This window comes from Hwanghaeella sp., assembly GCF_965227365.1.
GTDB lineage: Bacteria > Pseudomonadota > Alphaproteobacteria > UBA8366 > Aestuariispiraceae > Hwanghaeella.
Window position 1 is genome coordinate 466621 of the sequence record NZ_OZ245754.1, and the last position, 26008, is coordinate 492628.

Sequence of the window (26008 nt, forward strand, 5' to 3'; positions counted from 1 at the left end):
TTCTCCCTCTGGCGTTCCTGCCGGCTATGATCAGCGCAGCCGCACCGGGTTGTTAACCCTGCTCAACCGAATGTCAAAGTATACGCACAATCGACCGAAAAGTCGCCGCGCCGCTTAAGAACTAGAGTTGCGGACATTAGCCAATGCCCCGCATCGGAGCAACATTCGTAGGCAATCCGACGCCGTCTAGATTTCCAACATAGCCACGGCGATTTCCGCCGCGAGCCTTGCGTTGTTGAGGACAAGGGCGATGTTTGCTTCCAGACTCCGTCCTTCGGTCGCCGCCAGGACGCGTTCCAGTAGGAACGGTGTGACGTCCTTGCCCGTAATTCCCTGTTCGGCGGCCTCCGCAATGGCCCGCTCGATTGCCGGTGAAATCTCGTGATAGGAAATCTCGTCAACCGCCGGGATCGGGTTCACGACCAATTGCCCGCCTTCGAGGCCAAGGGCTGCCCTCAGCTTGTGCGCGCGCGCAATCCGGGGCGCGTCGTCCATGCGCAAAGGTATCGGCAGCCCGCTGGTTGCGGACCAGAAAGCGGGAAATTCGTCGGTACGCCAGCCGATGACCGGAACGCCGCGTGTTTCCAGGGCCTCCAGGGTCTTGGGAAGGTCCAGAATGGCCTTCGCGCCGGCGCAAACGACGGTCACGGGCGTCTTCGCCAGTTCGTCGAGGTCGGCGGAAATGTCGAAGCTGGTCTCGGCGCCTCGGTGGACACCGCCGATGCCGCCGGTCGCAAACACGTCGATACCAGCCAGGTGAGCGCAGATCATCGTTGCCGCCACCGTTGTCGATCCGTCACCGCCGGCCGCGAGCACGGGCGCGAGGTCGGCGCGGGAGAGTTTCGCCGCGTCGCGGGTCTGGGCCAGCTTTTCCAGCGCGGATTTTTCCAGACCGGCGTGGATGACGCCCTCAAGGACGGCAATGGTTGCCGGGACGGCGCCGGCGGCGCGGACCGTCTCTTCCATCAGAAGAGCGGTCTCCAGGTTCCTGGGCCAGGGCAGGCCATGGGTAATGATCGTGCTCTCCAAAGCAACGAGGGGGATATTCGCCGCCTCGGCGGCTTGAACCTCCGAACTTTTGGCCAAGGGTATCAAACTCGTTCCTTTCCCTGTGGGGTCAACGCAGCATGGAGCGCGGTCATGGGGGACATCTCAGCGATAATGGCGGCCAAATGCCTGGATAGGAAAGCATCGCCGGCACCTGTGGCGGAGGCGAATCCCGCCAGATCGGGCTCGGCGCAAACTATGCCGTCGGCTGAGGCATCGCAAACCGCCGCCGGGCCGTCCGTCACCACGGCTCGTGTGACGCCTTTCCGGCGCAACCCTTGCGCGGCCTCGTCCGAATTGGAAAAGGAAGCGCCGCATATCTCTTCGGCTTCACCGCGATTGCAGTAAAGGATCGCGATCCGGTCGAGAATTCCGCGCAACCGACCGGCACGCGCGGGTGAGACCGGATTTGCGATAATCGATGGCCGGGGCGCGGCCGAGGCTATTTCCTCCAGGATCGGAGCCGGTAGATTGGCTTCGACGAACCAGAAACGCGCTTCCGCGACGGCCTCCTTGGCAAGACCGCCGGCAGGCAGGCCGTCAATCGCACGGCAATCGGCAACAGCTCCGGCGAGTTCGCCCGTTTCGTCCTCGACCGCGACATATCGGCCCGTCGGGACGTCGTCGGATATCAAGGTATTGGATGTCCGAACTCCTGCGGCGTTCAACGTCGCAAGCAATGCCTCGCCATCCGGGTCCCGCCCAACGACGGTCAATAAATCGACGGAAAACCCCAGCCTGGCGAGGCCGAGAGCGACATTCGCTGCGACACCGCCCGGACGTGTATGCACCGTCCCCGGCCGATCGGGCCCGAAATGTCCGGGATGCGCCTGGGCAATGTAGTCCCAATGGGCGGCGCCGAAACAGGCGATGGCAATGTTCGATTTCATGGCGGAACGGATGCACGCCTTCACCCAGCTTGGCAAGCAACCGGGCCTATCCCAGGACATGTATCGCAATTAGTTTTCGGGGGAACTGCCGCTGTTGAGGTTGTTCAGTTCCGGTGCGTTACCCCAGTTGTCGATATTGGCAGCGGGCTGTCCCGGTTCGGCATTTGAGGGCGCACCCGATGCCGGGGCGATATCGTTCAAGGCTTCCGGGTCCGTGATGGCAAGCGGTTGCTGCAATTCTGACCGCAACGCAACGAAGGTCGTTGCAGCGAGCACCGCCACGCCAACCCCGAAAGCGACGGCTATCCGGTTTCTCGAAAGGCGCGCAGGTCCTTTTGCCTGCCGGGAACGAGATGCCAGTTGATCATGCGTGCTCCCGGCTTCCTCGGGCGTGCGTCCGGTGTCGATAAGCGCTTGGTTCAAGGACCGTTTCGGCCGTTGGAGATATGGTGACGTCATGCTCAACGACAGGAAACAATCGTTCCCGTACCCTGTTTCCTGTTAACCCAAAGCCCCAATGTCCACAGCGCGTATACCGCACCATATTGTTCTTTAATTGGCAGATAAATCTTATATTAGAATAACGTCGTTATGCAAAGCTTCAGTCGAGCGAATCCGCCATTTCGCCGTCATTGAGAGCGCGGAGAATAGCGGCAAAATCGATCAGGACCAAGGTTTCGGGAAATCATGCATTACCCAGTTACCAAGGCGCCGTTTACGCTGGAAATCCGCTAAGTTATTGCGAGTAAATATGAATTAATAATGCCACGACATTTTTGGTCATGCCGTTAACGCTGGTTGATATTATGACGCAGAAATCGGCGCTATCCGGGCGTCGAATCAAATGGCAAGAGCCCAATCCGCATCGGCGCGCAAAGGGTTTGAAAGGGGATTTTTATGTATATGCCTCAGGCGTTCGAGGAAAAGGATCCGGATATCATTTTCGGTTTGATGTCCTCGTTGGGGGTGGCGACTGTCGTCAGTACCGGGGCAGACGGCATGATTGCCAGCCATGTACCGGTTGAAGTCGATCGTGACGCCGCTGAATACGGTGTCATCCGCTGCCATTTCGCCAAACCGAATCCCCAGCAGGCTCTGATTGCCGGGGGAACGGAAACCCTGTTCATATTCCAGGGGCCGACGGCTTATGTCACACCGTCCTGGTACAAGACCAAGGCCGAAAACGGAAAAGTCGTCCCCACACTGAACTTCGCGGTTGTGCATGCCTACGGCACGGGCAAGGCAATCGAGGAGCCTGTTGCCATGCGGCGACACCTCACAGCATTGACCGACGGCTTCGAAGCGAAGTTTCCGGAACCGTGGAAAGTAACTGACGCACCTGATGATTTCATCGAACGGATGATGAAAGGCATCACCGTGGTCGAAGTCGCGCTGACGCGTCTGGAAGGGAAATGGAAGATGTCCCAGAACCGGCCAGACGCGGACCGGCGCGGTGTGGCAGAAGGTTATCGCAACCAGGGGCGCATCGATATGGCCGATTTGGTGGAGACTTTCGCGCTAGGCGGTCGGCAAGGCTAGCACCGGGCCGGCCTCCGCTTCGCTTTCAACCCCTTGAACGAAAGCGAGGGTTACACCGAAAAGGTCGGATGCCGGCACGACGAGCCCGGCCTTGGCCCAATGGGCCTCGACGCCTGCATACTGCAATACCCGCTCGGTTTCTGCGAGATCGTTCACCAGAACACGGAAAGCGGCCAGATGGGGGCCGGCCGGCATGTTGACCCCTTGCAGGGCCGCGTGGCCGAACCACTCCTCGAAGGTGTCAGCAGTCATTGCCGACATCCATCCCCGTGCCGTTTCCGCCCGAAGGATCTGATTTTCAAGTGAAACGCTTTCGGCCTGCTGCAATCCCTCGAACAGGAACTGCATATCTTTGGGATTGTCCGAAATCATGACAATCTCGCCTATCGCCCGCGCACCATTCTTGTGCCTCTGAAAATGTGGTTTCCAGAAATATTCCGGCGCATGCTGCTGACAGACGAAAAAGGCCGCATCCGGGAATTCGGGGCGATGAACGAAAGCCAGTGAAAAACCCACCGTTACTTTTGATCCGTCAGGCAGCGTTGCCTTCCGTTCGAAATCAAACCGCTCAAATTCGGAAAGGCCCGCTTTCGCAAATTCCTGCCGGTCAGCTTCGGCGTTACCGGTCTCGAAAACAAGCATGCCGAAACCTTCCCGATCGCGCAGATAGCGGTGGATAAACGCACCGAAATTGAAATGCCCATCACGCTCCGGCAACAGCTTCTCCGGATAGGCGACCTCAATGATTTCCAGAAAACTCCCTTCGACCTGCACCAACCGGTTATCCGTGCCCCAGTCGTGGCTCGCCCTTGGCGTGAGCGTGAAGCCCAGGCGTTCATACACCTCGGATGCTGCGTCCAGGTTCCGGACGCAGAGCACGAGGTGATCAATGCCGCGGCCGGGGCGGGGAGTTGTGCGCTGCATCGGGATCAGAAGTTCTGCTTGAAGAACGCAACCGTGCGGTCCAGCGCCAGGGTCGCGGACGGTTTGTCGTAGGACCCGCGCATGTCGCAGTTGAAGCCGTGATCCGCATCATACATCAGGATCGGAAGATCGGGATGATGGTCCCGGACAGCCTGCACATGGTCGGGAGTGATATGCGCGTCGCGTTCCCCGAAATGCAGCATCGCCGGACATTTCGGCTTGTCGGCCGCCTTCGTCTGTATGCCGCCGCCATAATAGCAGACAGCTGCGTCCAAACCGTCCAGCCGGGTTGCCGCTACCCAGGAGAGATATCCGCCCCAGCAATAGCCGACGATGCCTTTGCCGCCGTCGGGCAATTCCGCCAAAGCCGTCGCGATATCGAGCAGGGCGGGTTCATCGGGGCTGGCGCCTTTCAACTCCCGGCCGCGTGCTACGTCATCGGCGGAATAGCCAAGTTCGATGCCGGGTTCGATACGATCGAAAAGTGCGGGCGCAATGCAGGTGAATCCCATTTCAGCGAACCGGTCGCAGATCGACCGAATATGCTCGTTCACCCCGAAAATTTCCTGAACGACAACGATGCCGCCAAGCGACACGCCATTCGGCTCAGCCCGGTAGGCAGAAAACTGATGGCCGTCCGTGGCCGTAAGCGCGACTGTTTCGCCCATTTCAGGCACCTCCAAATCCCCAATTTTTATTTGGCTGCAAGCCTAGTCCGAACCGCACCGGTGTCCAGTCGCCCCGAGGTAACAAGTTCGGTGACGGTCGCGGTATTATCCAGCCGGAAGAGGCTTAGCGTGATTCGCCGACCCGGACTTGTCGAGACAGGCCTGTTGATTTGGGCCAGTTGTACCGAGGCGCCGTCAGACGTTGAAACGGAACATGAAGATGTCGCCGTCCTTCGCGAGATAATCACGCCCCTCAAGGCGCATTTTCCCGGCTTCCTTGGCACCGTTTTCCCCGCCACAGGCGATATAGTCGTCACAGGCGATCGTTTCCGCCGCGATGAAGCCGCGTTCGAAGTCGGTATGAATCTCGCCGGCTGCTTGGGGGGCCGTCGAACCTTCTTTCACGGTCCAAGCGCGGGCTTCTTTCGGCCCGATGGTAAAGAACGTGATTTGTTCCAGAAGCGCATATCCGGCGCGTATCACCTGGGCCAAGCCGGTTTCTTCCAATCCGATGCTTTCCAGGAACTCGGCTTTCTCTTCCGGCGACCCCAGTTGCGCGATTTCCGCTTCGATCGCGGCTGAGATGATGACGATTTGCGCGCCTTCCGCCGCAGCCTTTTCCGCCACACGTTCGGTATGCTGATTTCCGGTAGAGGCCTCATCCTCACTGACATTGCAGACATAGAGGACGGGTTTTGCCGTCAGCAGCTGAAAACTCCGATAGATCGGGCCCTGCTCTTTCGAGATTTCCGCGATTCTGGCGGGCTTGCCGTTGCGTAGGACGTCCAACACCGCGTTGATGACTTCCACTTCGGCCTTTGCTTGCTTGTCGCCGCCCTTCGCGCGCTTTTCCCGATCCGTGAGCCTTTTCTCCATGGCTTCCATGTCGGCGAGCATCAGTTCCGTCTCGACGGTTTCGGCGTCCCGGATCGGGTCGACGCTTCCTTCCACATGGGTGATGTCGTCGCTATCGAAGCAACGCAGGACATGGACGATGGCGTCGACACTGCGGATGTTACCGAGGAACTGGTTGCCCAGACCTTCGCCTTTGGACGCACCTTTCACCAGACCGGCGATATCGACGAATTCAAGCTGCGTCGGAATGATCTTGGCCGACTTCGCCAGCTTCGCGAGGGTGTCGAGGCGGGGGTCCGGCACGGCAACGCGGCCAACATTGGGCTCGATCGTGCAAAACGGATAATTCGCCGACTCGGCCGCCTGGGTGGCGGTGAGCGCATTGAAAAGGGTCGACTTGCCGACATTTGGAAGCCCGACTATGCCGCAATTGAATCCCATCGGGACTTCTCCTTAATCCTTGTTTTCTCGACCCAGTCCGACTTTCGCCATCGCTTGCGCCAGGGCCGAGTCGATCCTGTTTTTGTCGTCCTGTTCAGACCCTTTGACGGTGGCGGGCGCTTGCTGCTGCCGATCCGCCGGGGCGTCCTTGTCTTGTGGGTGGGCTTCTGCTTTGTCGGCCTGGCGGGGCGGCTTCAGAATCAGCGAAACCTTCGACATGAAGTCCGAATACCCGCGTTCAACCAATGTCGGGAAGGCGTCGGCCATGGCGTCGATCAGTTTTTCCGTCGCCGGCCATTCGGCTTTGGAAAAATCGCCCAGCACGTGGCCATGCACTTTCGCCTTGTCGCCCGGATGGCCGATGCCCATGCGGACCCGCCAATAATCTTTGCCGAGGTCCTTGGCGAGATGTGCGTCGATGCTGCGCAGGCCGTTATGGCCGGCATGGCCGCCGCCTTGCTTGACCTTCAACTTCGCCGCGGCAAGGTCCAGTTCATCGTAGAAGACCCAGATGTCCTCGGCGGCAAGCTTGAAAAAACGGGCGGCTTCGCCGACCGCCCGGCCGCTTTCGTTCATGAAGGTCATCGGCTTCAGGATCATGACCTTCCGACCGCCGATCTGGCCCTCGGATACCTGTCCCTGAAACCGGGCACGCCACGGACCAAACGAATGGCGGCGGACGATCTCGTCCACCGCCATGAAGCCGACATTGTGCCGGTTTCGTTCGTATTTCGGTCCCGGATTGCCGAGTCCGACGATGAGTAGCATGGGAGAGGGTTACTCCTCCGTCCCCTCGTCTGCGGATTCTTCTTCCGCAGCTTCTTCCGCGCCCTCTTCGTCTTCTTCCGCCTCTACCGGTTCCGCGATGGTCGCGGCCTGCAGGTTCGCAATGACGAAGTCACGATCGGTGATGGTCGGTTCGACACCGTCCGGCAACGAGATGCTGGAGATACGGATCGTATCGCCGATCTGCAGGCCGGCAAGGTCCGCAACCAGCTCTTCCGGAATCGCGTTGGCCGAACAGTTCACTTCAACCTCGTGCCGGTTGATAGCGAGCTGACCGCCTTCGTTAAGGGCCGGGCAGTCTTCTTCGTTCGCGAAGACAACCGGGATCATAACACTGATCCGGGTGTTGCGGCCGACGCGCAGGAAATCCACATGCAACGGAGCATCCGAAACCGGGTGGAACTGAACGTCACGCGGCAAAGCGCGTTCGTTGGCGCCGCCTTCGACGTCGATCGAGTAAATCGTGTTGAAGAAGTGACCCTGTTCCAGGCCCTTCATAATCACGCGGGGATCGATCGAAATCGACAGGGGATCTTTGTTTTCGCCGTAAACGACGCAGGGCACCAGCCCTTCGCGACGGACGGCCCGGGCTGCCCCCTTACCGGCCCGGTCCCGCGTTTTCGCGGGAATCGTGTGCGCATCAGCCATGATAAACTCCTTCAAGCGTTGGCTATCCAATGCGGAATAACCCGCCGGCCTCCAGGGGTGCCGGGGGCGCTTGTGTCACAGTATTCTGTGAAAGCGGCGCTTCTTTATGCCGGGCAGGGCGCGAAGTCAAACCCGGATTTGCCGGGACACCGCGTAAAACAAGCGTTGCGCGGGACTTCCGGCGCCCAATTCGCGTCGGTCTAGTCGAACAGACTGGAGACCGACCGTTCTTCGGAGATCCTGTGGATCGCCTCAGCCAGCAGCGGCGCGATGGAAACCTGGCGTACCGTGTCGCTGACGCGGACAGCTTCCGTCGCCATGATACTGTCGGTCACCACCAGAGAACTCATCGGAGAGGCTGAAACACGGGCGACGGCCCCGCCGGAAAGAACTCCGTGCGTGACATAGGCCTGAACGGATTTCGCGCCTGCCTCCATCAAGGCGACAGCCGCATTGCACAAGGTGCCCGCACTATCGACGATATCGTCGATGAGGACGCAATCCTTGCCCTTGGCATCACCGATGATGTGCATTACCTCGGAAACGCCCGCGCGTTCGCGGCGCTTGTCGATGATGGCCAGTTCCGCGTCCAACCGCTTGGCCAGCGCCCGCGCGCGTACGACGCCGCCGACATCCGGCGAAACGACGACTGTGTTGCCGTTGCTGAGATTCTTGGACAGGTCCGTGTGCAGGACCGGCAGGGCGAAAAGGTTGTCCGTGGGGACGTCGAAGAAGCCCTGTATCTGCCCCGCGTGCAGATCGATCGTCAACACGCGGTTGGCACCCGCCGTTTCGATCAGATTTGCCACCAGCTTGGCTGAAATCGGTGTCCGTGGGCCGGTCTTTCGGTCCTGCCGGGCATATCCGAAATAAGGGATGACCGCCGTGATGCGTCGCGCCGATGCCCGACGCAGCGCGTCGATCATGATCAGCAGTTCCATCAGGTTGTCGTTGCAGGGATAGTTCGTCGATTGGATGACGAATACATCCTCGCCGCGGACATTCTCCTGGATCTCCACGAAGATCTCCATGTCGGAGAAACGGCGGATCGCCGCCTTCGTGAGGGGAACCTGCAGATAAGCGGAAATGGCCTCGGCAAGCGGCCTGTTCGAGTTGCCGGAAAGAATTTTCATGGTGCCGTCAGAGCCCGTGACCAATCAGTCTGTGACGTTAAACTTGTGACCTTTCCGGAAGAGTGCATCGGGCATTTCTTTTTATCGAGTTAGGCGTTGCCGTCAGTACCTTCCGAAGACCGGATCCCGCCGCAGTGTGCATCGCACACTCCTTCGGCCCGGGAGTTCTATAACAAGGGCACCCCGGGCTGTAAACGATTGAGCGACACCTGTATGACACTCTGGCGGTATCCTGTTGCCTTTATGACAAATAATTCCGTTGGGCCGGGGTCAGGCGCCCTGCTTGAAGGCGGTCTGAACCTCGTGAACGGCGTCGACCAGGCCGAGAATCGCATCATAGGCGAGACCCCGCCATGGGCCGTTCAGCGAGCCTTTCGGTATCGCACTTTCCTGAACAAGCCTACCGACCTGTCTGCCTTCGGGCGTGTCTATCGACCAGGCGAGCGTCAGATGTTCGCTGTTCTCATCGATCGGCACCAAGGATATTTCGGCATTCAGGACGAGGTCGGGTTCGTCGCCGTTCTTGGCCATGGCGATCCCCGAGCGGGCGAAGATCGCCGTCGCGGCGCGGGAAAGATCCTCGGATCCGTTGCCGGGCGCGCCGGAAATCGTTCCGATCGCCAGAAAGGCGGTTCGTTCGACGATCGGGTTTGAAGCGCGGGGATTCAATGTCGTGTGCAGCCGCGCAGCGACTGTACCGATCATTTCTCTGAGGGACTTGTTTCGACCGGTCAGCAGGGCGTCGAGTTCTTCGAGCGTCGGGGCTTCGGAAATGACGGTATCCCGCAGCACGCCGTCCGGATCGAACAAATCCCACCGGATCACGAGTCCGTCTCCGTCGGTCATCGCATTGGGGCTCAGGAAATGGGCGTTGCGCAGGGCATCACTGGTACTGGCCACGGTGCCCAGGTCCCGCAGATTGTCAGCGAGATATTCGCTCAGGGCCGCGCCATGTTCCGGCGAAAAGCCGGCGACCGGCAGAATCCGTATGCCGCTGGTGATCGTTGCGCGGGCCAGGGTGGTCCTGGCTTTTGTTTCCGCGTCCTGCCGGAACGGTTGCGGCACCGGCCCGCAGCTTGAGAGAATCAGCAGCGCGATCGCGGCCGCCAGGACGCCGCTCAGGAAACCGGAACGCCTCTGCATGTCAGCCCCCGGAAAACCCGAGCATGATGCATCCCGCAAGCATCGCCAGCAGGGTGAGCGCCATCAATTGGAGAAGCCAGGGCATTCGAGGGGGACTCCGCCTATTCGCCGATGAAGAGGTCCAGGCCCGCGGTCGAAAGCGATTCCGCGCCCGTTTCCGTCACGATGGAAGTGCGCCCCAGACATTGAGCGATACCGGCTTCGGAATTGAAAATGATGATATGGATGAAGAAGACCATGCCGGGTCGCATTTCCACCGGATTGCCGTGATACAACATCGGCCAGTCCATCCAGTTCGGGGAGAAGGTCGTCCCCAAGGAATAGCCGCAGGCATTCATCCGGTGATCGGCCAAGCCGGCCGCGTCCAAGATGCGGGCATGGGCGTCGAACACATCGCCGGCGGTTTGGCCGGGGGTCAGCGCTTCTTCACAGGCCAGCAGCGCGTCATGCGCGGCCTTGTGATATTCGATGTGAAGCGGATGCGCCTTGCCGATCGGGATGGTGCGGAACAGGGCGGCGTGATAGTGGCGATAGGCGCCCGCGAATTCCAGGTTCAACTGATCCACGTCGTCCAGGATACGCCGGCCGGACTTATAGCGGCATAACAGGGCGTCGTTGCCGGATCCGATGATGAACTCGTTGCCCGGATAGTCGCCGCCGCCGGCGAAGACGGCCGCCTGCATCGCCGCCAGGATCTCGCCCTCGTCCGCGCCGGGACGCGCCAGGCGGTGAGCCTCCGCCAGCGCGTGATCGCCGAGCTCCCCGGCCTTGCGCACGTATTCCAGTTCGGTGGCGCTCTTGATCAGGCGCAGGCGGGTGACCAGCATCGAGGCATCGGACAAGGTGACGAACCCGTCCAGGGCCGCATCCAGTTTTTTGCCGCTGGCGGCGGTCAGGCCGTAGCTTTCATATTCGACGCCCAAGTGTTTCCCGGCGAGGCCGCGCTGATGCAACAGGTCGCGCAATTCACGATGTGGTTCGGCCCCCTCGACATCCTTCCAGACATGCACTTCTTCGATTGTGCTGGTATGCCGTGCCTGACGCAGGTCGGGCGCGCGTGTCAGCAGGAAATAGTCGCCGTCCGCCCCCAGATAAAGACATTGGAAATAGACATATCCGAATGTGTCGTAACCGGTCAGGTAGAACATGCTTTCCTGACGGGTGATCAGCAGGCCGTCCAGATCTTGTTCCTGCATGGCGGCGCAGGCCTTCGCCCTGCGGTCGGACAGTTCCTGTTCGCTGAAGTGAAGTGCCATCGAGAATCTCCCGTCTCTTTTTTTCCGCCGGCCTAGTCGGCAAGAGCGATGGTGGATAACAAGCGTCCGTAATCCTTCTCGCCGTTAAGGGTCGTCCGACGGTAGCTGAAAAATTCGGTCTCTTCGTCCTTCGTATCGCGTCCCAGCCAACCCGCCTGCGCGACCCCGGCATCCTCCAGCTTGGTTTTCACGAAACCCGGCAGGTCGAACTGAAATTTTTCCGGCCGCGATCCTGGTATGAAAAAGCGGTCATAGGCGGGGTCGAGTTCCAGGAAGGACGCCCGGAATTCCGACCCGACCTCATAGGACGGTTGGGCGATGCAAGGGCCGATGACGGCAATGATGTGCTGCCGGTCGGCGCCGAGATCTTCCATGGCGGCGATCGTCGCGTCCGTGATGCCCGCATGGGCGCCTTTCCATCCCGCGTGGCATGCCCCGATCACGCCGGCCTTTTCATCGGCGAAAAGAACCGGGGCGCAGTCGGCCGTCGCGATGCCCAGCGCCACGCCAGAGGTGCTCGTGGCGAGCCCATCGGCTTTCGGTGCATCCGCATGCGCCCAGGATGTCGCGGCATGAACCGCGGTGGCGCCATGGACTTGATAGATCGTGGTCAATGACGTCTCGGGCAGGTTCAGGGATTCCATCGTCCGGCGGCGATTCTCGGCGACCGCCTGTTTCGCGTCATCCGATCCGAAACCGATATTCAGAGAACCGTAGAGGCCGCCGCTGACACCGCCATTCCGTGTGAAAAAACCGTGCCGTATCCCGCGCAGGGAGGACAGGTCGCGGTCGGTAATGGGCGTGGGTATCTTGTCGCTCATGCTTGCGGTCTTCCGTCCGATATTTCTGGTGGACCGTTAGAAACCCGGCGGCGGGTCGATTGCCGTGCCGCCGCTTGCGGTGAAGGCCATCACTTTGAACAACGTGCCCATTTCCTTGGGATCGATCAACCGTTGTACGCCGGATTTGATCGCCTTTGCCTGCTGCGGCGTCGCCCGTGTCAGCAAGGCGTCGCGGCGGTGCAGGGCGCCCAGGTCGATCATGAAATCGCGCTGGGTGACGGGCCCATGGACGGCCGCCCCGGCCCCGGCGGCGGCGCGCCCGATCGCGCCGAAGTCCACATGCGCGGTGAGGTCGGCTTCCCCGATATTTACCAGAACGGGTGCATAGTCATGGGCTTTCACCGCCTGCAGCGTGTCGCCGACGGCGCTGTTGCGATATCCGTAATCGATAATCAAGGCCGCGATACCTGTTTGGAGCCGCCTGGCGATCTCCGCCGTGACGGAGAGCGAAGCGGGTGAAACCTCCGCCACCGCGCCGATATCGGCGCCGCTTCGAATCTCCTCCGCCAGCAGGGTTTCGACAGGGCTCGCCCCCGGGGACAAGCCGAAGGCCGGGCGATCCGCACCGTCGTCCCACACCACCAGTTTCTCGCGCCATCCTGTCTCGGTGCGGACCAGTTGATGGATCGGCAATGCGTCGAGAAACTCATTGGCGACCAGCAGCAACTGCCCCTCCGGCACCTCCGCCAGGCTGTCATGCCATGCCACGTTGGGATGGGGCGCGAGTGCCTTCCCCTGCTCGTTGCGTAAGGCCGGACTCGTTTCCACCATATGGACGGAGACGGCGTCCAGAAATCCGGGCATCCGCGACGCGGCCCGCAGCAGGTCGGCCATCAAGGTGCCGCGGCCGGGGCCGAGTTCAACCAGGCGAACGCCGGTAGACATGCCGTGCAGCCGCCACATCTCCGCCAGCCACAGCCCGATCAGCTCACCGAAGACCTGGCTGATCTCCGGCGCCGTTGTGAAATCTCCGGCCGCGCCCAGTGGGTCGCGGGTGCGGTAGTATCCGAATTGGGGATGGCCGAGGGCTTCCGCCATGAAATCCGCGATGGTGAGCGGACCGTCCAGCGCGATGCGCCGTTTCAGATGTTCTTCCAGCGGCGTCATGTCGAGGAGGTCGATACCTGCTCCCGCTTTTGTCCCAGGCGCAGAACATAGAGCCCGACGGCCAGCATCGGCAGCGACAGCCATTGTCCCCAGGTCGTGGCGAAGGGCAGGGCGTCGACGAAGACTTCCGGTTCACGGAAGAATTCGCTGATGATCCGGGCTACGGAATACCCGATCATGAAGATGCCCGTCAGAATACCCGGCCGGTACAAAGTCCTGGTGCCGTGTGCGATCGCGGCCAGGATCAGATAAAGGATCAGGCCTTCCAGTGCCGCTTCGTATAGCTGGCTGGGGTGGCGGGGAACCTGAAGGGGGTCCGTCTGGAAAATGATCGCCCAGGAGACTTCGGCCGGGCGTCCGAAATGCTCCTGGTTGATGAAATTCGCAACGCGGCCGAAGAAAATGCCGATCGGCGCCGCAAGCGCGATCAGGTCGGTGAAGGCGAAGAAGGGAATGTTGCGGCGTCTGGTATAAATGACCATTGCGGCGATGACACCCAACAGCCCGCCGTGAAAGGCCATGCCGCCCTGCCAGATCATGAAGATTTCGAGCGGGTGCTGCAGGAAATAGCTGGGGTGATAGAAGATGACCTGACCCAGACGACCGCCAAGGATGATGCCGACCACGGCCCAAACCATGAAATCGTCCATGTCGTTCGCGCCGACACCTGTTGGAAGACGCTTCGCCATCGCCATGCAATAGCGCCAGCCGATGACAATCCCCGCCAGATAGGCCAATGCATACCAGCGGATGACGATCGGGCCCAATTCCAGGGCGATGGGGCTTATGTCGGGGAAGGGCATGCGGGGTTACCGGTACGGATCTTCGGTTGCCAGGAAGTCCCTGATGTAGCTGGCGACGCCGTCTTCCAGGCTCATCACATTGGCATCATAGCCGGCCGCGCGAACGCGGGTCATATCTGCTTCCGTGAAATATTGATAATGGCGCCGGATCGCTTCCGGTGTGTCGACGAAGTCGATCTTGGCCTGTTTGCCCATGGCGGCAAAAGCGGCGAGCGCCAAGTCCTTGAAGCTGCGGGCCTTGCCGGTGCCGCAATTGTAAACGCCGCTCTTCGGACGCTCCCGCAGCAGCCAGATCATCAATTTCACGCAATCGTCGACATGCACGAAGTCACGCAATTGTCCGCCGTCTTCGTAGTCCGGGTGGTGGGATTTGAAGAGGTTTACCTGACCGTTGTCGCGGATCTGTTCGAACAGCTGATGCGCGACCGATCGCTGTCCGCCCTTGTGATACTCGTTCGGGCCATAGACGTTGAAGAACTTCAATCCGGCCCAGAAAGGCGGTGCGCTGCCGTTCGCGGCCTCGGCGACGGCGAAATCGTCGAACAGTTTCTTGGACCAGCCATAAGGGTTCAGCGGGCGTAGACCAGCCAGCACGTCAGCGTCATTGTCGTCCGCAAACCCCTGCGATCCGTCGCCATAGGTTGCGGCGGAGGATGCGTAAATCATCGGGCATCCCGTTGCTGAGCAGAAACGCCAAAGCGACTGGCTCAAAGTCAGGTTGGTGCGCATGATCAGGTCGACATCCGTTTCCGTGGTCGCGGAAATCGCGCCCATGTGGAAAACGGCTGTTAACGTCGAGCCTTCCCGCTGCAGGAAAGTCGGAAGGTCTTCGGGTGCGACGACTTCATGGACAGGATGTTTCGCCAGGTTCTTCCATTTCGCGTCATGACCAAAGACATCGCAGACCGCAACGGGGCCTAGGCCTGCTGCCGCCAGTCCCGCGACCAGGTTCGATCCGATGAAACCCGCGCCACCTGTAACCAAGATCATACCGACGGTCCCAATTGTCCGATGTTTCAAAACAGCCCCGAAGGACGCTGCCGTTATAAGGTCGACCGGCCAAACCGGCAACGCGCATGCCGGATCCGCCCGATGACATCGGTGTTACAGACCCTGGGGCAGGAACAGCGACGTCGCATAAAGCAGGACCAACGTCATGGTCAATGCCGCCGCGACCGTCTGCACCGTGATGGAGGCTGCCATCAGGTCGGCGTCGCCGCCCATAGCCTTGGTCATCTGATAGGAACTGACACTGGCGGGCGGCGCTGTGAAAATTACGGCGACCAGCGCCGCCGGCCCGGAGAATCCAAGCGCCAATGCGGCCGCTATGGTGATGACCGGGGCCGCGATCAATTTCAGGAAAGCGCCGATCCCGACCGGCCATCCCGCCGATTTCAAGGCGCGCAGGCGCAACCCCGCACCGACACTGAGCAACGCCATGGGCAGGGCAGCCTTACCGATGACGCCGGTTGTATCCCATAGAGCATCGGGCAAGGGCAGGCCGAGCAGGTTTACGACGGCGCCTGCCAAGGTCGAGAGTATCAGGGGATTCGTGACAATGCTGCGCGCCAGGCTCAGAGCCGATGGGCGTGAGCCGCTCGCCCGGCCGTTCATTCCCGCCAGGGCAATGACGCCCAATGTGTTGATCAAGGGGGCGACGATGGCGACGGCGATTGCCGCGAAGGCCGATCCGGTGGTGCCCAGCAGCGAGGCGCTTGCGGCCAGTCCGACATAGGCGTTCATGCGGAATGCGCTTTGATAAACCGCGACAAAGGATCGCTCGGGCAGGCCGGTCAGCGGCTTGCTTAACCGAGCCAACAGGGCCGTCCCCAATGTGGAAAGCACCAGGACAATGGCCATGTTAACCGTATCGGGCCCGCTCAGATTCGCCTGGCCGGTTACGGAGAAAAGCAGACAGGGGAAAAGGATCCAGAAGATCGCTTTGTCCAATCCGTCCCAAAACGTCTGCGCCAGAAAGCCGCTGCGGCGCAGGGTGGAACCCAAAACCACGACGGCGAAAATGGGAAAGATCGCGGACAGTATGGGCGCTAGCAGAGCTGTCATTTGACCGTTGTTGTGATGTGCTGCATTTGCGGACAATAGGCGGTGGTCGAGGACCTTAACCCGGAACGGGACGGGATGGCGATGACGGAAGCAGGGAATCGCAACGGAGTACCGGAAATAGAGTATTTCTATTCGATCCGCCCTTCCGTCACTCGAAATCGGAGGGCGGCGGTTTCACGACTTGGTGTGGAAGCATGGGCGCGGGGCAGTGGCTGCGGGCCGACCTTGTCTATGGTCGTTTCGGCAACAGCACCGAGTAGTCCAGATCCAAGACGACGTCCTTGCCGCCGGTCGGAAAATCGGAAGCAGGCTGGTTCTTGATCACGCGGGTCCGCAGCCGGAGGGCCCCAATGTCCTTTCGGTTTTCCAACGATTGGGCGGCCAGGACTTCCGACCAGGCATACAGGGTGTCGCCGGCGAAGGTTGGCGCGGTGTGACTGCCGCCGTTGATCGCGGAAATGATGCAGCCATTGCCCAACCCGTTGAAACTCAGAGCCCTGGCGATGCTGATGACATGCCCGCCATAAACCACTCGTTTGCCAAACCGGGTGCTCATGGCCAAATGGGCGTCGAAATGCACACGTGTTGTATTCTGATACAGGCGGGTTGCGAGCATGTGCTCGGCCTCTTCGATGGTGAAGCCGTCACGGTGATCGATCTTCTCACCCTTGGTGTAGTCCTCCCAGTAATAGGGCGATCCGGAAATCTTCGCATCCCAGTTCCGGTTCAGCCTATGACGCGGGATCGTCAGCCGTTCGACGGACGGGGCGAGGTCCGGGACGACTGCAGGCGGTGCTTTGGACTTGGGGTCCCGCTTCGGGATCATCACCCAACGTACGAAGGTCAGTATCGGAACCTGCCTGTGGTCCAGTCCTTCGGTGCGGACATAGACGGTGCCGGTTTCCTTGTCTGAGTTTTCCTTCAAACCGATGACGGTCGATCGGGCACTCAGCGTTTCCCCGATATAGACCTGCCGCAGGAAATCACATTCCGCATATCCGAGATTGGCAACCGCGTTCAGGGAAATATCGGGAACGCTTTTGCCGAGGACGACGTTGAAAACCAGGATATCGTCCAACGGCATCCGGTCGTAGCCGGCGCGTCGCGCAAAAGTCTCGGAGGATTGAATGGCGAAGCGCGACCCGGTCAGGGCTTGGTACAAAGCGGAATCGCCTTCGGTCAGGGTGCGGGGCAGGGCGTGCTCGATCTCCTCGCCTAGCGTGAAATCCTCGAAAAAACGGCCTTCCTGCGTCTTGTTCATGGCTTCCTCCCAGATCGGCCGTTCTGTGTCGGCTCAACAGGGAGTATATCAGCGACAGCGCCGGAATCGATGGATTGATTCAGCGGCCGGCAGCGGGTGGCGGGCTGGTGATTGCGGCGGCCCGTCTTTCGCGCCAGCCCAGGATGGCGCCCCCCGCCAGGATAAGGGCGGCGCCGGCAAATGTCGTATTGGGCGGCACTTCGCCGAAGAATACGGCGCCGTATAGAGCGGCGTAAAGCAGCGTGGTGTACATGAAGGGGGCGACGTAATTGGCCTCCCCCAGTCTCATCCCGCGCACGAAAAAGGATTGCGCGGTCACCATGATCGCGCCGATGGAAGCCAGCATTGCCCATTGCACCGCGTTGACCGGTTCCCAAAAGAAAAATGCAGCGCATCCGGCCACCACGGTTCCGGTAAAGTTGTTGATCAGTAGGATGCGGAGCAAGGGTTCAGTGCCGGTCAATCTTTTGATCAACGCCAGTTCCGTCCCCATGAACATCGCGGCCATCAGGGCGATCAACGCGGTTGGTTGAAAGGAATCCGTGCCCGGCCGGGTCAGTATCAGGACGCCCGTGAATGCCACCGCAGCGGCGCCCCATCGCCAGATGCCGGCGCGTTCTCCCAGGAAGAGAATGGCAAGGACCATGGTGAAGAATGGGCTGAGGAAACTGATTGCCGTTGCGTCTGCCAGCGGCATCAGCGCGACCGCGGCGAACATGCCCGAAACACCAGCCCATCCGAAGACCGAACGTGCGATATGCAATGTCCATTTCGTGCCGGCGAAGGAGGGCTTCTTGACCAGGGCGAAGGGCAGTAATGTCAAAAACCCGAACAGGAAGCGCCCGAATGACACCTGCAGCGGATGCAGACCCGCTCCGCTTTCCGGTCCCAATTGCTTGGCAAGCGCGGAGGTCGCGGCGATGAATCCGCAGGAAACGATGACGAAAAGCGCGCCTTTGAGGTTGTCTGTCATTGCCGCGCTTTACATGCATTCCAGACTGGAATCCAGCAGGATCGGTGCCGGCCCGTGAACCTTCTTTGCTATGTTCAGGTTTGATCGGCTTCCAAGTCCTCGATCATCGCGGCAAGGGCCAGAACGCGTTTCGCATTCTCCACATGCAGGTTCTCAACCAGTTTTCCGTCCAGTACGACGACACCCTTACCAGCGGCAGACGCTGTTTCGAAGGCTTCGATGATCTTTGAGGATTGAGTGATTTCCGCGGCCGTCGGGCCGAATACGGCATTGGCGGTGGCGATGGTTTTGGGATGAATAAGCGTCTTGCCGTCGAAGCCGAGTTCCAGCCCCTGTCGGCAGGATGCCTCGAAACCGGCTTCGTCGGACAGGTCCAGATGGACACCGTCGAGCACGGCGAACCCAAAGGCACGCGCCACCAGCACGGCGATGTTCAGGCTGGCCATGAACGGCATGCGTTCCGGCGTGTGCAGGCAGTGCAGGTCCTTCGCCAGGTCGGACGTCCCCATCACGAAGCCGCCCAGACGCGGTGTCGATCTGCCGATTTCCTCCGCATGCAGGACGCCGAGCGGGGTCTCGATCATGCACCACAACGCGAGGTCCGCCGGGCCACCATTGTCGTCGAGGATATTCTGCGCTGTCAGCACGGAATCAGCGCTCTCCACCTTCGGCAACAGGATGCCGTCCGCACCGGAGGTCGCCATGGCGGCGAGGTCCTCGGCGCCCCAGGGGGAATCGAGCCCGTTAACCCGCACCAGGATTTCCCGTTTGCCATAGCCCCCTTGCGAGAGGGCGGCCTTGATATTCGCGCGCGCCTCTGCCTTCGCATCCGGTGCGACCGCATCTTCCAGGTCGAGGATAAGGGCATCCGCGGGGAGCGATCGGCCTTTCTCCAGTGCGCGGGTATTCGACCCCGGCATGTACAGAACGGAACGGCGGGGACGGGCGGCGGCTGTCATGGTTGTAATCCATTTCAACGGGTTTCGAAGGCGGGGCGCAGGATACGCCGCGGCTATTCTTTGACAAGCTTGCCAGTCTGTAAGCCGCCGTGTATCGCGAAGGTCATGAATGTGATCTCGATCCAATCGCATGTCAGCTTCGGGCATGTCGGGAACTCGGCGGCGGTTTTCCCCTTTCAGCGGCACGGCCTTACCGTTTGGCCGGTCCATACCGTGCTGTTCTCAAACCATACCGGCTATGACGGTTGGCGGGGCCCCGTGCTCTCGCCGGAAACCGTCCGGGAAGTCCTGCAGGGGATGGAGGAGAGAGGAATTTTCGTGGAATGCGATGGGGTGCTGACCGGTTATGTCGGCAATCCTGGACTGGGCTCGGTGGTGGCGGATCTGGTGGGCCGCGTGCGGCAGGCAAATCCGAAAGCGATATATTGCTGCGATCCGGTGATGGGGGATGAGGGCCGCGGGTTCTATGTGTCCGACGGGGTGGCCGGGTTTATGCAGGATACCGCACTGCCGCTCGCCGATGTGTTGACCCCCAACAAATTCGAATTGCAGGCAATGAGCCCGTTCGACGGTGACAGCCTGCCGGATCTGATCGGCGCGGCCCGCAGACTGTGTGCGAAAGGGCCTCGGTTGGTCCTGGTGACCAGCCTGGAACGGGCCGATGGCCCGCCGGATGCCGTCGAAATGCTACTGGTATCCAAGGACTGCGCCTGGTTGGCGGAAACGCCGCGGCTTTCCTTCCCGATCAACCCCAACGGTGCCGGCGATATGACGGCGGCGCTGTTCATGGCGGCGACCCTGAAGGGGCGTGACCCGGGTTCCGCCCTGGGCGATACGATTTCGGCGGTCTATGCGGTGTTGGAAAAGACACGGGATTTGGGGCGGCGGGAGATGGCGCTGGTCGAGGCGCAGAATGCAATCGTCTCGCCGCAACGCCGTTTTGAGGCTAGGGAGATTGCGGGCTAATCCCGACCCGCGCGATCCGGCGACTGCAGCCAGTCGTCCAGGGCGGCACGCACCCGCATGAAGACCTCGTCCCAGTCGCCGGGCCTGGTCTGGCGGAACAGGCGCATGCTCGGATACCAGGGGCTGTCCTGCCGCTGTAATTGCCAACGCCAATCCGGCGCGAAGGGCAGCATCACCCAGACCGGTTTTCCCATGGCGCCGGCCAGGTGAGCGACGGATGTATCGACGGTCACGACCAGGTCCAGGTCCTGAAGCAGCGATGCGGTATCGGCGAAATTGCGGATTGCCGGGCTGAGGTCCTGGATGACGGCGCCAAGGGACAGGTCGCCGATCTGCGCTTGCGCCGGGCCGATCTGAAGGCTGTAGAATCGCGCATTCAGAACATCGAAAAGCGCGGTGAAGGCGCTCAATCCCGTCGTCCGGTTGGCATCGTTCTTGTGGGTCGGCTTTCCGGCCCAGGCGATACCGATCCGCGGCGTGGACCCGCCGTCGCCGGTGCGCGGTCCGTTCGGCGGCGGCGACAGATAAGGTTCACGGCCGGGCAGGACGAATTCGCCCAGCGGCAGCAGTTTCGGCGCGCTCAACAGCGGGATCTGCATATCCGCGTCCACATGGGCCTGTTCGCGGGCATGAATCTCCACGCCCTGAAAACGGGGTGAGGCTTTAAGAAGATCGACGAGAGGCGGTTGAACCTCGAAGATCAACCGGCCCACGCGGGACTTCAGCGCAGGCACATAGCGGCAGAACTGCAGGCTGTCACCCAAACCCTGTTCGGCGTGCACGACGATAGTCTTGTCCGGCTCAGCTGCGCCGTTCCAGCGCGGAAGGTCGGCGTATCGCTGAAGGGTCTCGGGCAGGTTCCAGCGCGCCTCATATGCCTCGAACCCTTCCTCCAGATTACCGCTCAACAGCAATGTCAGCGATTGATCCCAGGCGAGGTCGGGATTGGTGTAACCAAGCAGATCGGCGCGCCGGAAGCAGGCATCTGCTTCCACCAGTTCGCCGAAATCGCGATTGACCAGACCCATGTTGTAATGGATTTGCGCGGCGCCCGGGCTCAGGCTGATGGCCTTAATCTGCGCACGCTTCGCGCCTTCAAGATAGTTCGCCGCCCGCAAAGCGTTCCCTAGATTGGACCAGGCCGCACCGTCTTTCGGGTTCAGCATCACGCCGCGGCGCAGAGCGACCAGGGCAGCGTCCAATTTGCCCAGGCGGCGCAGCACGATGCCGAGATTGATCCAGCCGGCGGAGGAGTTGGGGAAGCGCCGCACCAGCCCCTCATAACCGCGCGCCGCGCCCGCGAGGTCTCCAATCCGATGCAGTTCGATGGCCGCCATCAAGGCTTCCTGCACCGTCACCGGTTTTGCCGGTTCCGCGACGCCGGGGGCCGGGATGGATGGCCCGTCCGTGGTGGGCGGTTCGCTGCCGTCGTCCGACGGGGCCGCCATTTCAACGTCGGTGTCCGGCTCGACCTCGGACTCGACTTCCGGTTCGGGCGCATCGGGCGCTAGTTCATCCGCTTCCGCACGGCCGTCTTCCGTTGGTTCGTCCCCGTCGATTGGCGCGCCGGGCTGGAAGTCCAATCCTTCGATCTCCAACGTCAGTTCGTCATCCGTTTCATCGGACTCGGCCAGGCTTTCATCGAGCGTTTCATCGATTGTATCGGCGTCGCCGTCTTCGATTTCGGATGCCGGTTCCGGGAAATCCTGCGCGTCGGGCCAAGCATCTTCGTCGGCCGCATCCGGAAGCGGCACCTCGGCTGAATCGGGCTCTTCCGCCGGTTCGACGTTGAGTTCTTCCTGCGCGCCGCTGTCATCCTGTGCCGGGCCCGAAAGGTCCGGCAACGGCGGTCCGAGGTCTTCGTCACCGTCGTCGTCCGTTCCCCAGTCGGCGAATTCATCGGCGGGTTCCGGAAGACCATCTTCCTCATGCTCTGTTTCGGCCGACGCTTCGTCATCGAAATCCGACATTTCGATATCGGGCATTTCCGCCTCTGGCAGATCTGCTGCGGGCAAGTCCACGTCGGGCAAATCCGCATCGGGCAAGACCATTTCGGCCGTTTCGGGATCGGCCCCTGTTTCGATTGTGTATGGCGAGTCGAAACCGTCGTCATCGCGGGCGGGCGGTTCCGAGGTCTCCGGTTCCTGCGGCGCGGGCGCCGGCGCGTCGTCGAAGGTGATATCCAGACCCTCGTCCAATTCAGCCAAATCGAGCGGTTCGGCGTTTTCCGGCGTCTCCGTGGCAAGGTTTTCGATGGAAGATCCGTCCTCGTCGTCGGCGAATTCGATGTCGGGCAGTTCCTCTCCGTCCCCGTTCTCGTCCTGGTCGCTGTGTTCAACCGAACTTTGCTCTAACGCTTCGAACTCATCGAATGCCGTCTCGTCCACATTGTCTGTCTCGTCCGCCTCGGGGCCCGACGGGAAATCTTCGGAGGCCGGCGCGGACAGGTCGGGGAGGGGCGGGCCGAGGTCTTCTTCCTCGTCATCTTCCGACACGGTCTGTTGGGCCAGGAACGTTTCCGTCATGTCGGCGGCGGGGTCGTCGTCGCTCGAAAGGATGGATGCCGGCGTTTCTTCCCCGTCGTTTTCCTCCGGATCGTCGAACGAAATGTCGAAACTTTCCTCTTCGGCGGTAACGAAAGGATCATCTTGCTCCGCGCCGGTTTCGTCAGCGTCGACCAATTCCAGGTCGAGGTCGTCATCGCCGTCACCACTGGCGGCGGCAAGGGCGGCGGTGCGCTCTTCCGCTTCCTGCAGTATGCGGGACACCGTGGGCGCCTTATCCTTCATATAGGACGAAAAGGTGACGCCATCCGGCGCGCCGGTGGCGGAAGGGTCCCGTTGGGTCGATTTGTCTTTGTCCCCGCTCATTGCCGGGATGGTAGTGTGCCTCGCAGGCGGATGGAAGCACTCTCGCTGGGTCGCCGCGCCATATTCTTTTTATTTTTCGGAAAAAGAAGGCGCGGAACAGGAGATCATCCGGCACCGCGCCCCCCGAAATTGGAAAACCGCCTTATTGGAACGGTTGGACCGTGTTCTTAGGCCGCCTTGCGCAGGTAGCCGTCATTCACGAGCACTTCTGCGATCTGCACCGTGTTCAATGCGGCGCCCTTGCGCAGGTTGTCGGAAACGACCCACATGTTCAGGCCGTTCTCCACCGTGATGTCGTCGCGGATGCGGCTGACATAGACTGCGTCTTCCCCGGCGCATTCATGCGGGGTGACATAGCCTTCGTCCTGGCGGAAATCGATGACCGAGATGCCCGGCGCCTTGCGCAGGACCGATCGCGCCTCGTCCGCGGAAATCGGCTTGGTCGTCTCGATATTCACGGATTCCGAATGGCCGATGAAGACCGGCACGCGAACGCAGGTCGCGGTAACCTTGATCTTCGGGTCCAGGATCTTCTTCGTCTCGACCACCATCTTCCATTCTTCCTTGGTCGATCCGTCATCCATGAAAGAGTCGATATGGGGAATGCAGTTGAAGGCGATCTGCTTGGTGAACTTTTCCTTGGTGATCGGGTCGTTTACGTAGACCGACTTGGTCTGGTTGAACAGCTCGTCCATCCCTTCGCGACCGGCGCCGGAAACGGATTGATAGGTGGAAACGACCACGCGCTCGATCCCGAACGCGTCATGCAGCGGCTTCAGCGCCACGACCATCTGAATGGTGGAGCAGTTCGGGTTGGCGATGATGCCTTTCTTGGTGAAGCCGGCGACCGCCTGCGGGTTCACTTCCGGAACCACCAGCGGAACGTCCGGGTCCATCCGGAAGTGGGAGGTGTTGTCGATCACCACCGCGCCGGCCTTGGCGGCCTTGGGCGAGAATTCGGCGGAAACCTTCGCACCCGGGGAGGAGAGGACGATGTCGACGCCCTTGAAATCGAAATCCGCCAGGTTCTGGCAGGCGATTTCGTTATCCTCGCCATACGCAACCTTCTTGCCGAGGGAGCGGCTGGATGCCAGCGCGATCACATCGTCCGCCGGAAATTCACGTTCCGCCAGGATGTTCAGCAATTCCCGGCCCACATTGCCGGATGCTCCGACGACTGCAACACGATAACCCATCGTTGGTTTTCCTTAAAAATTCGGCGCCGCACCTTTTTCCTTCGGCGGCGCGCTGTTTACCCCAAGACCCTGCGGGATTCAATTCCCTGGCGGATTTCCGGGCTTTTTCATCGCCCGTGGTCGGCCAGGGCCCCCGCGGGGCCGTACTCGAGATCGAAGGTGGGGTGGTTGGATCACTCCGCCCGTCGCCCGGAAAATTCACCGGCCCCGACTTCCGTCGGTTTGGAGGGGCGGGCCGTTCAAGTTCCTGAAACCGTGTCCAAAAAACTTCGGGCCGCCCTTTCCGGAGCGGCCCGCCTTCTCGTCCTATTCCGCTGTGTTCAGCTGTCGGTTTCGGACGTGGTGGACTGGTCGCTCTTTCCCTTGGCGACGGTGGTAGTCTGTTTCTCTTTATCGGCGACCTGATCCATATACGGGCACGCCGAAGCGCCCGCGGCGAACGCGGTCAAACCAAGCACGGTCATGGCAATCACGAAAAGCTTACGCATCGGATAGTCCTCCGCCTGTGATCCGGAACCAACAGACTACACTGATATGTACCGCGCCGCAACGAAACACCCATCACGGAGCGGTGATCCAGTCCAGGGCAGTGATATACGGGCAAACCCGCCCAGGGTGCAAGGGGCATTCGGGCGGGATGCTATCCGAGCTCGTCTGCCAGCAAGTCGAAGACCGTGCGGATGCGCCGGCTTGTATGGAGTTCGCGGTGGGTCACCAGCCAGACGGGGATGGGGACGGCGAGTTCGTCGGGCAGGACGGCTTCGATGCCGGGAACCGTATTCGCCATTTCGCGGGATAATGCGGTGATGCCGAGCCCCTGTTTCATCAATTCCATCACGACCAGACCATTATCGGCGGACAGCACGAAACTGCGTTCGGTCAGGGTCAGGCCGTAAGCGGCGAGGAACTCCATCATCCGGGCCGTGTCGCCATGGCCGATGATGTCATGGGTAGAGAGTTCGGCAAGGGTTGCGGGACGGCCGGCGCGGTCCAGATAGGCGGGCATGGCGTAAAGGTGGCCGACACTGTCGGGCAGACGCCTGGCGATCAGGTCCGGGTGGTCGGGGCGGACGTGGCGGATGGCGATATCCGCCTCGCGCAGACGCAAATCGCGGATGTCGTTGGAAACGACGATATCGACCTGAATGCCCGGCGCTTCGCGGCGCAGCCGATCAAGGGCCGATGGCAGTTGAACGGCGGCGAGGCCGTCGCTGGCCGTGATCGAAACCTTGCCCTCAATCGCTTGCGCCTGGCCGGAGGCGGAGAGGGAAATCCGGGCGGCCGCTTCCCCCATGCTCTTCACATGGTCCAGCAGTTCCAACGCGGCCGCGGTCGGGACCATGGAACGGCCAACCCGTTCGAACAGCGTGACGCCCAAAGCCTGTTCCAGCGCGGCGACCTGACGGCTCAAGGTCGGTTGCGTCAGCTTCAATGCCCGCGCCGCAGCGCTCAACGACCCTTCCTCCACCGTGGCGAGAAAGGCGCGCGCCTGATTCCAATCGAATGTGACGGCTGCCCAATTCATGCATATTCGTATATATACTCTCGAAATTTCCGCAATTTCTATTTTGTATCCGTATGGGTAGAACGACCCCGGAAACGATTGGAAAGCGCCCGAATCCGGGTGTGGGCGGGTG

25 protein-coding genes are annotated in these 26008 nt (G+C 60.9%); 2 read left to right on the forward strand and 23 right to left on the reverse strand.

What is annotated here, in order from left to right:
• Positions 1 to 186: 186 nt before the first annotated feature.
• The 3 genes from ACQK2G_RS02015 to ACQK2G_RS02025 form a co-directional block, all read right to left on the reverse strand.
• Entirely contained in the window at positions 187 to 1086 is a 900-nt protein-coding gene (locus tag ACQK2G_RS02015; RefSeq protein WP_425403344.1) for a pseudouridine-5'-phosphate glycosidase, read from the reverse strand.
• Positions 1087 to 1091: 5 nt separating this feature from the next.
• The gene (locus ACQK2G_RS02020; protein WP_425403345.1) at positions 1092 to 1937 is read right to left on the reverse strand and encodes a PfkB family carbohydrate kinase; all 846 of its coding nucleotides are present in this window, start codon (positions 1935 to 1937) and stop codon (positions 1092 to 1094) included.
• Between the two features lie 69 nt (positions 1938 to 2006).
• Positions 2007 to 2360, reverse strand: coding sequence for a hypothetical protein (locus tag ACQK2G_RS02025; RefSeq protein WP_425403346.1), 354 nt, complete (start codon positions 2358 to 2360; stop codon positions 2007 to 2009).
• Positions 2361 to 2834: 474 nt separating this feature from the next.
• On the opposite strand from ACQK2G_RS02025, the gene ACQK2G_RS02030 reads away from it, so the two are divergent.
• A complete protein-coding gene (locus ACQK2G_RS02030) occupies positions 2835 to 3476 on the forward strand; it encodes an FMN-binding negative transcriptional regulator (protein ID WP_425403347.1) in 642 nt (213 codons plus the stop codon).
• Here the strand turns inward: ACQK2G_RS02030 and ACQK2G_RS02035 are convergent.
• From ACQK2G_RS02035 to ACQK2G_RS02110, 16 genes are all read right to left on the reverse strand, one after another.
• Positions 3456 to 4400, reverse strand: a complete 945-nt coding sequence (locus ACQK2G_RS02035; protein WP_425403348.1) for a VOC family protein — start codon at positions 4398 to 4400, stop codon at positions 3456 to 3458. The genes ACQK2G_RS02030 and ACQK2G_RS02035 overlap by 21 nt on opposite strands.
• Positions 4401 to 4405: 5 nt before the next feature.
• A complete protein-coding gene (locus tag ACQK2G_RS02040; protein WP_425403349.1) occupies positions 4406 to 5068 on the reverse strand; it encodes a dienelactone hydrolase family protein in 663 nt (220 codons plus the stop codon).
• Between the two features lie 195 nt (positions 5069 to 5263).
• Positions 5264 to 6364, reverse strand: a complete 1101-nt coding sequence (ychF, locus tag ACQK2G_RS02045; protein ID WP_425403350.1) for a redox-regulated ATPase YchF — start codon at positions 6362 to 6364, stop codon at positions 5264 to 5266.
• 12 nt (positions 6365 to 6376) lie between these two features.
• On the reverse strand, positions 6377 to 7132 hold the full coding sequence (gene pth / locus ACQK2G_RS02050) for an aminoacyl-tRNA hydrolase (RefSeq protein ID WP_425403351.1): 756 nt from the start codon (positions 7130 to 7132) through the stop codon (positions 6377 to 6379).
• Positions 7133 to 7141: 9 nt separating this feature from the next.
• Entirely contained in the window at positions 7142 to 7798 is a 657-nt protein-coding gene (locus ACQK2G_RS02055) for a 50S ribosomal protein L25/general stress protein Ctc (RefSeq protein ID WP_425403352.1), read from the reverse strand.
• A 200-nt stretch (positions 7799 to 7998) separates the two neighbouring features.
• Positions 7999 to 8931: a ribose-phosphate pyrophosphokinase gene (locus tag ACQK2G_RS02060; RefSeq protein WP_425403353.1), complete on the reverse strand. Its 933-nt coding sequence runs from the start codon at positions 8929 to 8931 to the stop codon at positions 7999 to 8001.
• A gap of 270 nt (positions 8932 to 9201) precedes the next feature.
• A complete protein-coding gene (locus ACQK2G_RS02065) occupies positions 9202 to 10074 on the reverse strand; it encodes a hypothetical protein (RefSeq protein ID WP_425403354.1) in 873 nt (290 codons plus the stop codon).
• 101 nt (positions 10075 to 10175) lie between these two features.
• Positions 10176 to 11330, reverse strand: a complete 1155-nt coding sequence (locus tag ACQK2G_RS02070; protein WP_425403355.1) for a M24 family metallopeptidase — start codon at positions 11328 to 11330, stop codon at positions 10176 to 10178.
• A gap of 32 nt (positions 11331 to 11362) precedes the next feature.
• Positions 11363 to 12151, reverse strand: coding sequence for a peptidoglycan editing factor PgeF (pgeF, locus tag ACQK2G_RS02075; protein ID WP_425403356.1), 789 nt, complete (start codon positions 12149 to 12151; stop codon positions 11363 to 11365).
• A 36-nt stretch (positions 12152 to 12187) separates the two neighbouring features.
• Entirely contained in the window at positions 12188 to 13279 is a 1092-nt protein-coding gene (locus ACQK2G_RS02080) for a class I SAM-dependent methyltransferase (RefSeq protein WP_425403357.1), read from the reverse strand.
• Complete coding sequence (lgt, locus tag ACQK2G_RS02085; RefSeq protein ID WP_425403358.1) at positions 13276 to 14082, reverse strand: prolipoprotein diacylglyceryl transferase; 807 nt, start codon at positions 14080 to 14082, stop codon at positions 13276 to 13278. Before lgt ends, ACQK2G_RS02080 begins: the two co-directional genes overlap by 4 nt.
• 6 nt (positions 14083 to 14088) lie before the next feature.
• The gene (gene rfaD / locus ACQK2G_RS02090) at positions 14089 to 15072 is read right to left on the reverse strand and encodes an ADP-glyceromanno-heptose 6-epimerase (RefSeq protein WP_425403359.1); all 984 of its coding nucleotides are present in this window, start codon (positions 15070 to 15072) and stop codon (positions 14089 to 14091) included.
• Between the two features lie 114 nt (positions 15073 to 15186).
• Positions 15187 to 16146 (reverse strand): AEC family transporter, encoded by a 960-nt coding sequence (locus ACQK2G_RS02095; RefSeq protein ID WP_425403360.1) that lies wholly within the window; start codon positions 16144 to 16146, stop codon positions 15187 to 15189.
• A gap of 229 nt (positions 16147 to 16375) precedes the next feature.
• A complete protein-coding gene (locus ACQK2G_RS02100) occupies positions 16376 to 17407 on the reverse strand; it encodes a MaoC family dehydratase (RefSeq protein ID WP_425403361.1) in 1032 nt (343 codons plus the stop codon).
• A 79-nt stretch (positions 17408 to 17486) separates the two neighbouring features.
• Positions 17487 to 18380, reverse strand: a complete 894-nt coding sequence (locus ACQK2G_RS02105; protein WP_425403362.1) for a DMT family transporter — start codon at positions 18378 to 18380, stop codon at positions 17487 to 17489.
• A gap of 74 nt (positions 18381 to 18454) precedes the next feature.
• Positions 18455 to 19339 carry an HpcH/HpaI aldolase/citrate lyase family protein gene (locus ACQK2G_RS02110; protein ID WP_425403363.1) on the reverse strand — a complete coding sequence of 295 codons (885 nt, stop codon included), beginning with the start codon at positions 19337 to 19339 and terminating at the stop codon, positions 18455 to 18457.
• Between the two features lie 105 nt (positions 19340 to 19444).
• On the opposite strand from ACQK2G_RS02110, the gene pdxY reads away from it, so the two are divergent.
• On the forward strand, positions 19445 to 20305 hold the full coding sequence (gene pdxY / locus ACQK2G_RS02115; protein WP_425403364.1) for a pyridoxal kinase PdxY: 861 nt from the start codon (positions 19445 to 19447) through the stop codon (positions 20303 to 20305).
• Here the strand turns inward: pdxY and ACQK2G_RS02120 are convergent.
• From ACQK2G_RS02120 to ACQK2G_RS02135, 4 genes are all read right to left on the reverse strand, one after another.
• Positions 20302 to 23175: a hypothetical protein gene (locus tag ACQK2G_RS02120; RefSeq protein WP_425403365.1), complete on the reverse strand. Its 2874-nt coding sequence runs from the start codon at positions 23173 to 23175 to the stop codon at positions 20302 to 20304. The genes pdxY and ACQK2G_RS02120 overlap by 4 nt on opposite strands.
• A 167-nt stretch (positions 23176 to 23342) precedes the next feature.
• Positions 23343 to 24371 (reverse strand): aspartate-semialdehyde dehydrogenase, encoded by a 1029-nt coding sequence (locus ACQK2G_RS02125; RefSeq protein ID WP_425403366.1) that lies wholly within the window; start codon positions 24369 to 24371, stop codon positions 23343 to 23345.
• A gap of 320 nt (positions 24372 to 24691) precedes the next feature.
• A complete protein-coding gene (locus ACQK2G_RS02130) occupies positions 24692 to 24859 on the reverse strand; it encodes a hypothetical protein (protein WP_425403367.1) in 168 nt (55 codons plus the stop codon).
• A 152-nt stretch (positions 24860 to 25011) separates the two neighbouring features.
• A complete protein-coding gene (locus tag ACQK2G_RS02135; protein WP_425403368.1) occupies positions 25012 to 25896 on the reverse strand; it encodes a LysR family transcriptional regulator in 885 nt (294 codons plus the stop codon).
• Between the last annotated feature and the right edge of the window lie 112 nt (positions 25897 to 26008).

Coding starts and splice junctions, on each gene's coding strand:
- pdxY (WP_425403364.1), top strand. CDS start 19,445: ATGAATGTGATCTCGATCCAATCGCATGTCAGCTTCGGGCATGTCGGG.
- ACQK2G_RS02035 (WP_425403348.1), bottom strand. CDS start 4,400: ATGCAGCGCACAACTCCCCGCCCCGGCCGCGGCATTGATCACCTCGTG.
- ACQK2G_RS02065 (WP_425403354.1), bottom strand. CDS start 10,074: ATGCAGAGGCGTTCCGGTTTCCTGAGCGGCGTCCTGGCGGCCGCGATC.
- pgeF (WP_425403356.1), bottom strand. CDS start 12,151: ATGAGCGACAAGATACCCACGCCCATTACCGACCGCGACCTGTCCTCC.
- ACQK2G_RS02120 (WP_425403365.1), bottom strand. CDS start 23,175: ATGAGCGGGGACAAAGACAAATCGACCCAACGGGACCCTTCCGCCACC.
- pth (WP_425403351.1), bottom strand. CDS start 7,132: ATGCTACTCATCGTCGGACTCGGCAATCCGGGACCGAAATACGAACGA.
- rfaD (WP_425403359.1), bottom strand. CDS start 15,072: ATGATCTTGGTTACAGGTGGCGCGGGTTTCATCGGATCGAACCTGGTC.
- ACQK2G_RS02110 (WP_425403363.1), bottom strand. CDS start 19,339: ATGACAGCCGCCGCCCGTCCCCGCCGTTCCGTTCTGTACATGCCGGGG.
- ACQK2G_RS02060 (WP_425403353.1), bottom strand. CDS start 8,931: ATGAAAATTCTTTCCGGCAACTCGAACAGGCCGCTTGCCGAGGCCATT.
- ACQK2G_RS02100 (WP_425403361.1), bottom strand. CDS start 17,407: ATGAACAAGACGCAGGAAGGCCGTTTTTTCGAGGATTTCACGCTAGGC.
- ACQK2G_RS02125 (WP_425403366.1), bottom strand. CDS start 24,371: ATGGGTTATCGTGTTGCAGTCGTCGGAGCATCCGGCAATGTGGGCCGG.
- ACQK2G_RS02020 (WP_425403345.1), bottom strand. CDS start 1,937: ATGAAATCGAACATTGCCATCGCCTGTTTCGGCGCCGCCCATTGGGAC.
- ACQK2G_RS02135 (WP_425403368.1), bottom strand. CDS start 25,896: ATGAATTGGGCAGCCGTCACATTCGATTGGAATCAGGCGCGCGCCTTT.
- ACQK2G_RS02040 (WP_425403349.1), bottom strand. CDS start 5,068: ATGGGCGAAACAGTCGCGCTTACGGCCACGGACGGCCATCAGTTTTCT.
- ACQK2G_RS02055 (WP_425403352.1), bottom strand. CDS start 7,798: ATGGCTGATGCGCACACGATTCCCGCGAAAACGCGGGACCGGGCCGGT.
- ACQK2G_RS02080 (WP_425403357.1), bottom strand. CDS start 13,279: ATGACGCCGCTGGAAGAACATCTGAAACGGCGCATCGCGCTGGACGGT.
- ychF (WP_425403350.1), bottom strand. CDS start 6,364: ATGGGATTCAATTGCGGCATAGTCGGGCTTCCAAATGTCGGCAAGTCG.
- ACQK2G_RS02130 (WP_425403367.1), bottom strand. CDS start 24,859: ATGCGTAAGCTTTTCGTGATTGCCATGACCGTGCTTGGTTTGACCGCG.
- ACQK2G_RS02105 (WP_425403362.1), bottom strand. CDS start 18,380: ATGACAGACAACCTCAAAGGCGCGCTTTTCGTCATCGTTTCCTGCGGA.
- ACQK2G_RS02070 (WP_425403355.1), bottom strand. CDS start 11,330: ATGGCACTTCACTTCAGCGAACAGGAACTGTCCGACCGCAGGGCGAAG.
- lgt (WP_425403358.1), bottom strand. CDS start 14,082: ATGCCCTTCCCCGACATAAGCCCCATCGCCCTGGAATTGGGCCCGATC.
- ACQK2G_RS02030 (WP_425403347.1), top strand. CDS start 2,835: ATGTATATGCCTCAGGCGTTCGAGGAAAAGGATCCGGATATCATTTTC.
- ACQK2G_RS02095 (WP_425403360.1), bottom strand. CDS start 16,146: ATGACAGCTCTGCTAGCGCCCATACTGTCCGCGATCTTTCCCATTTTC.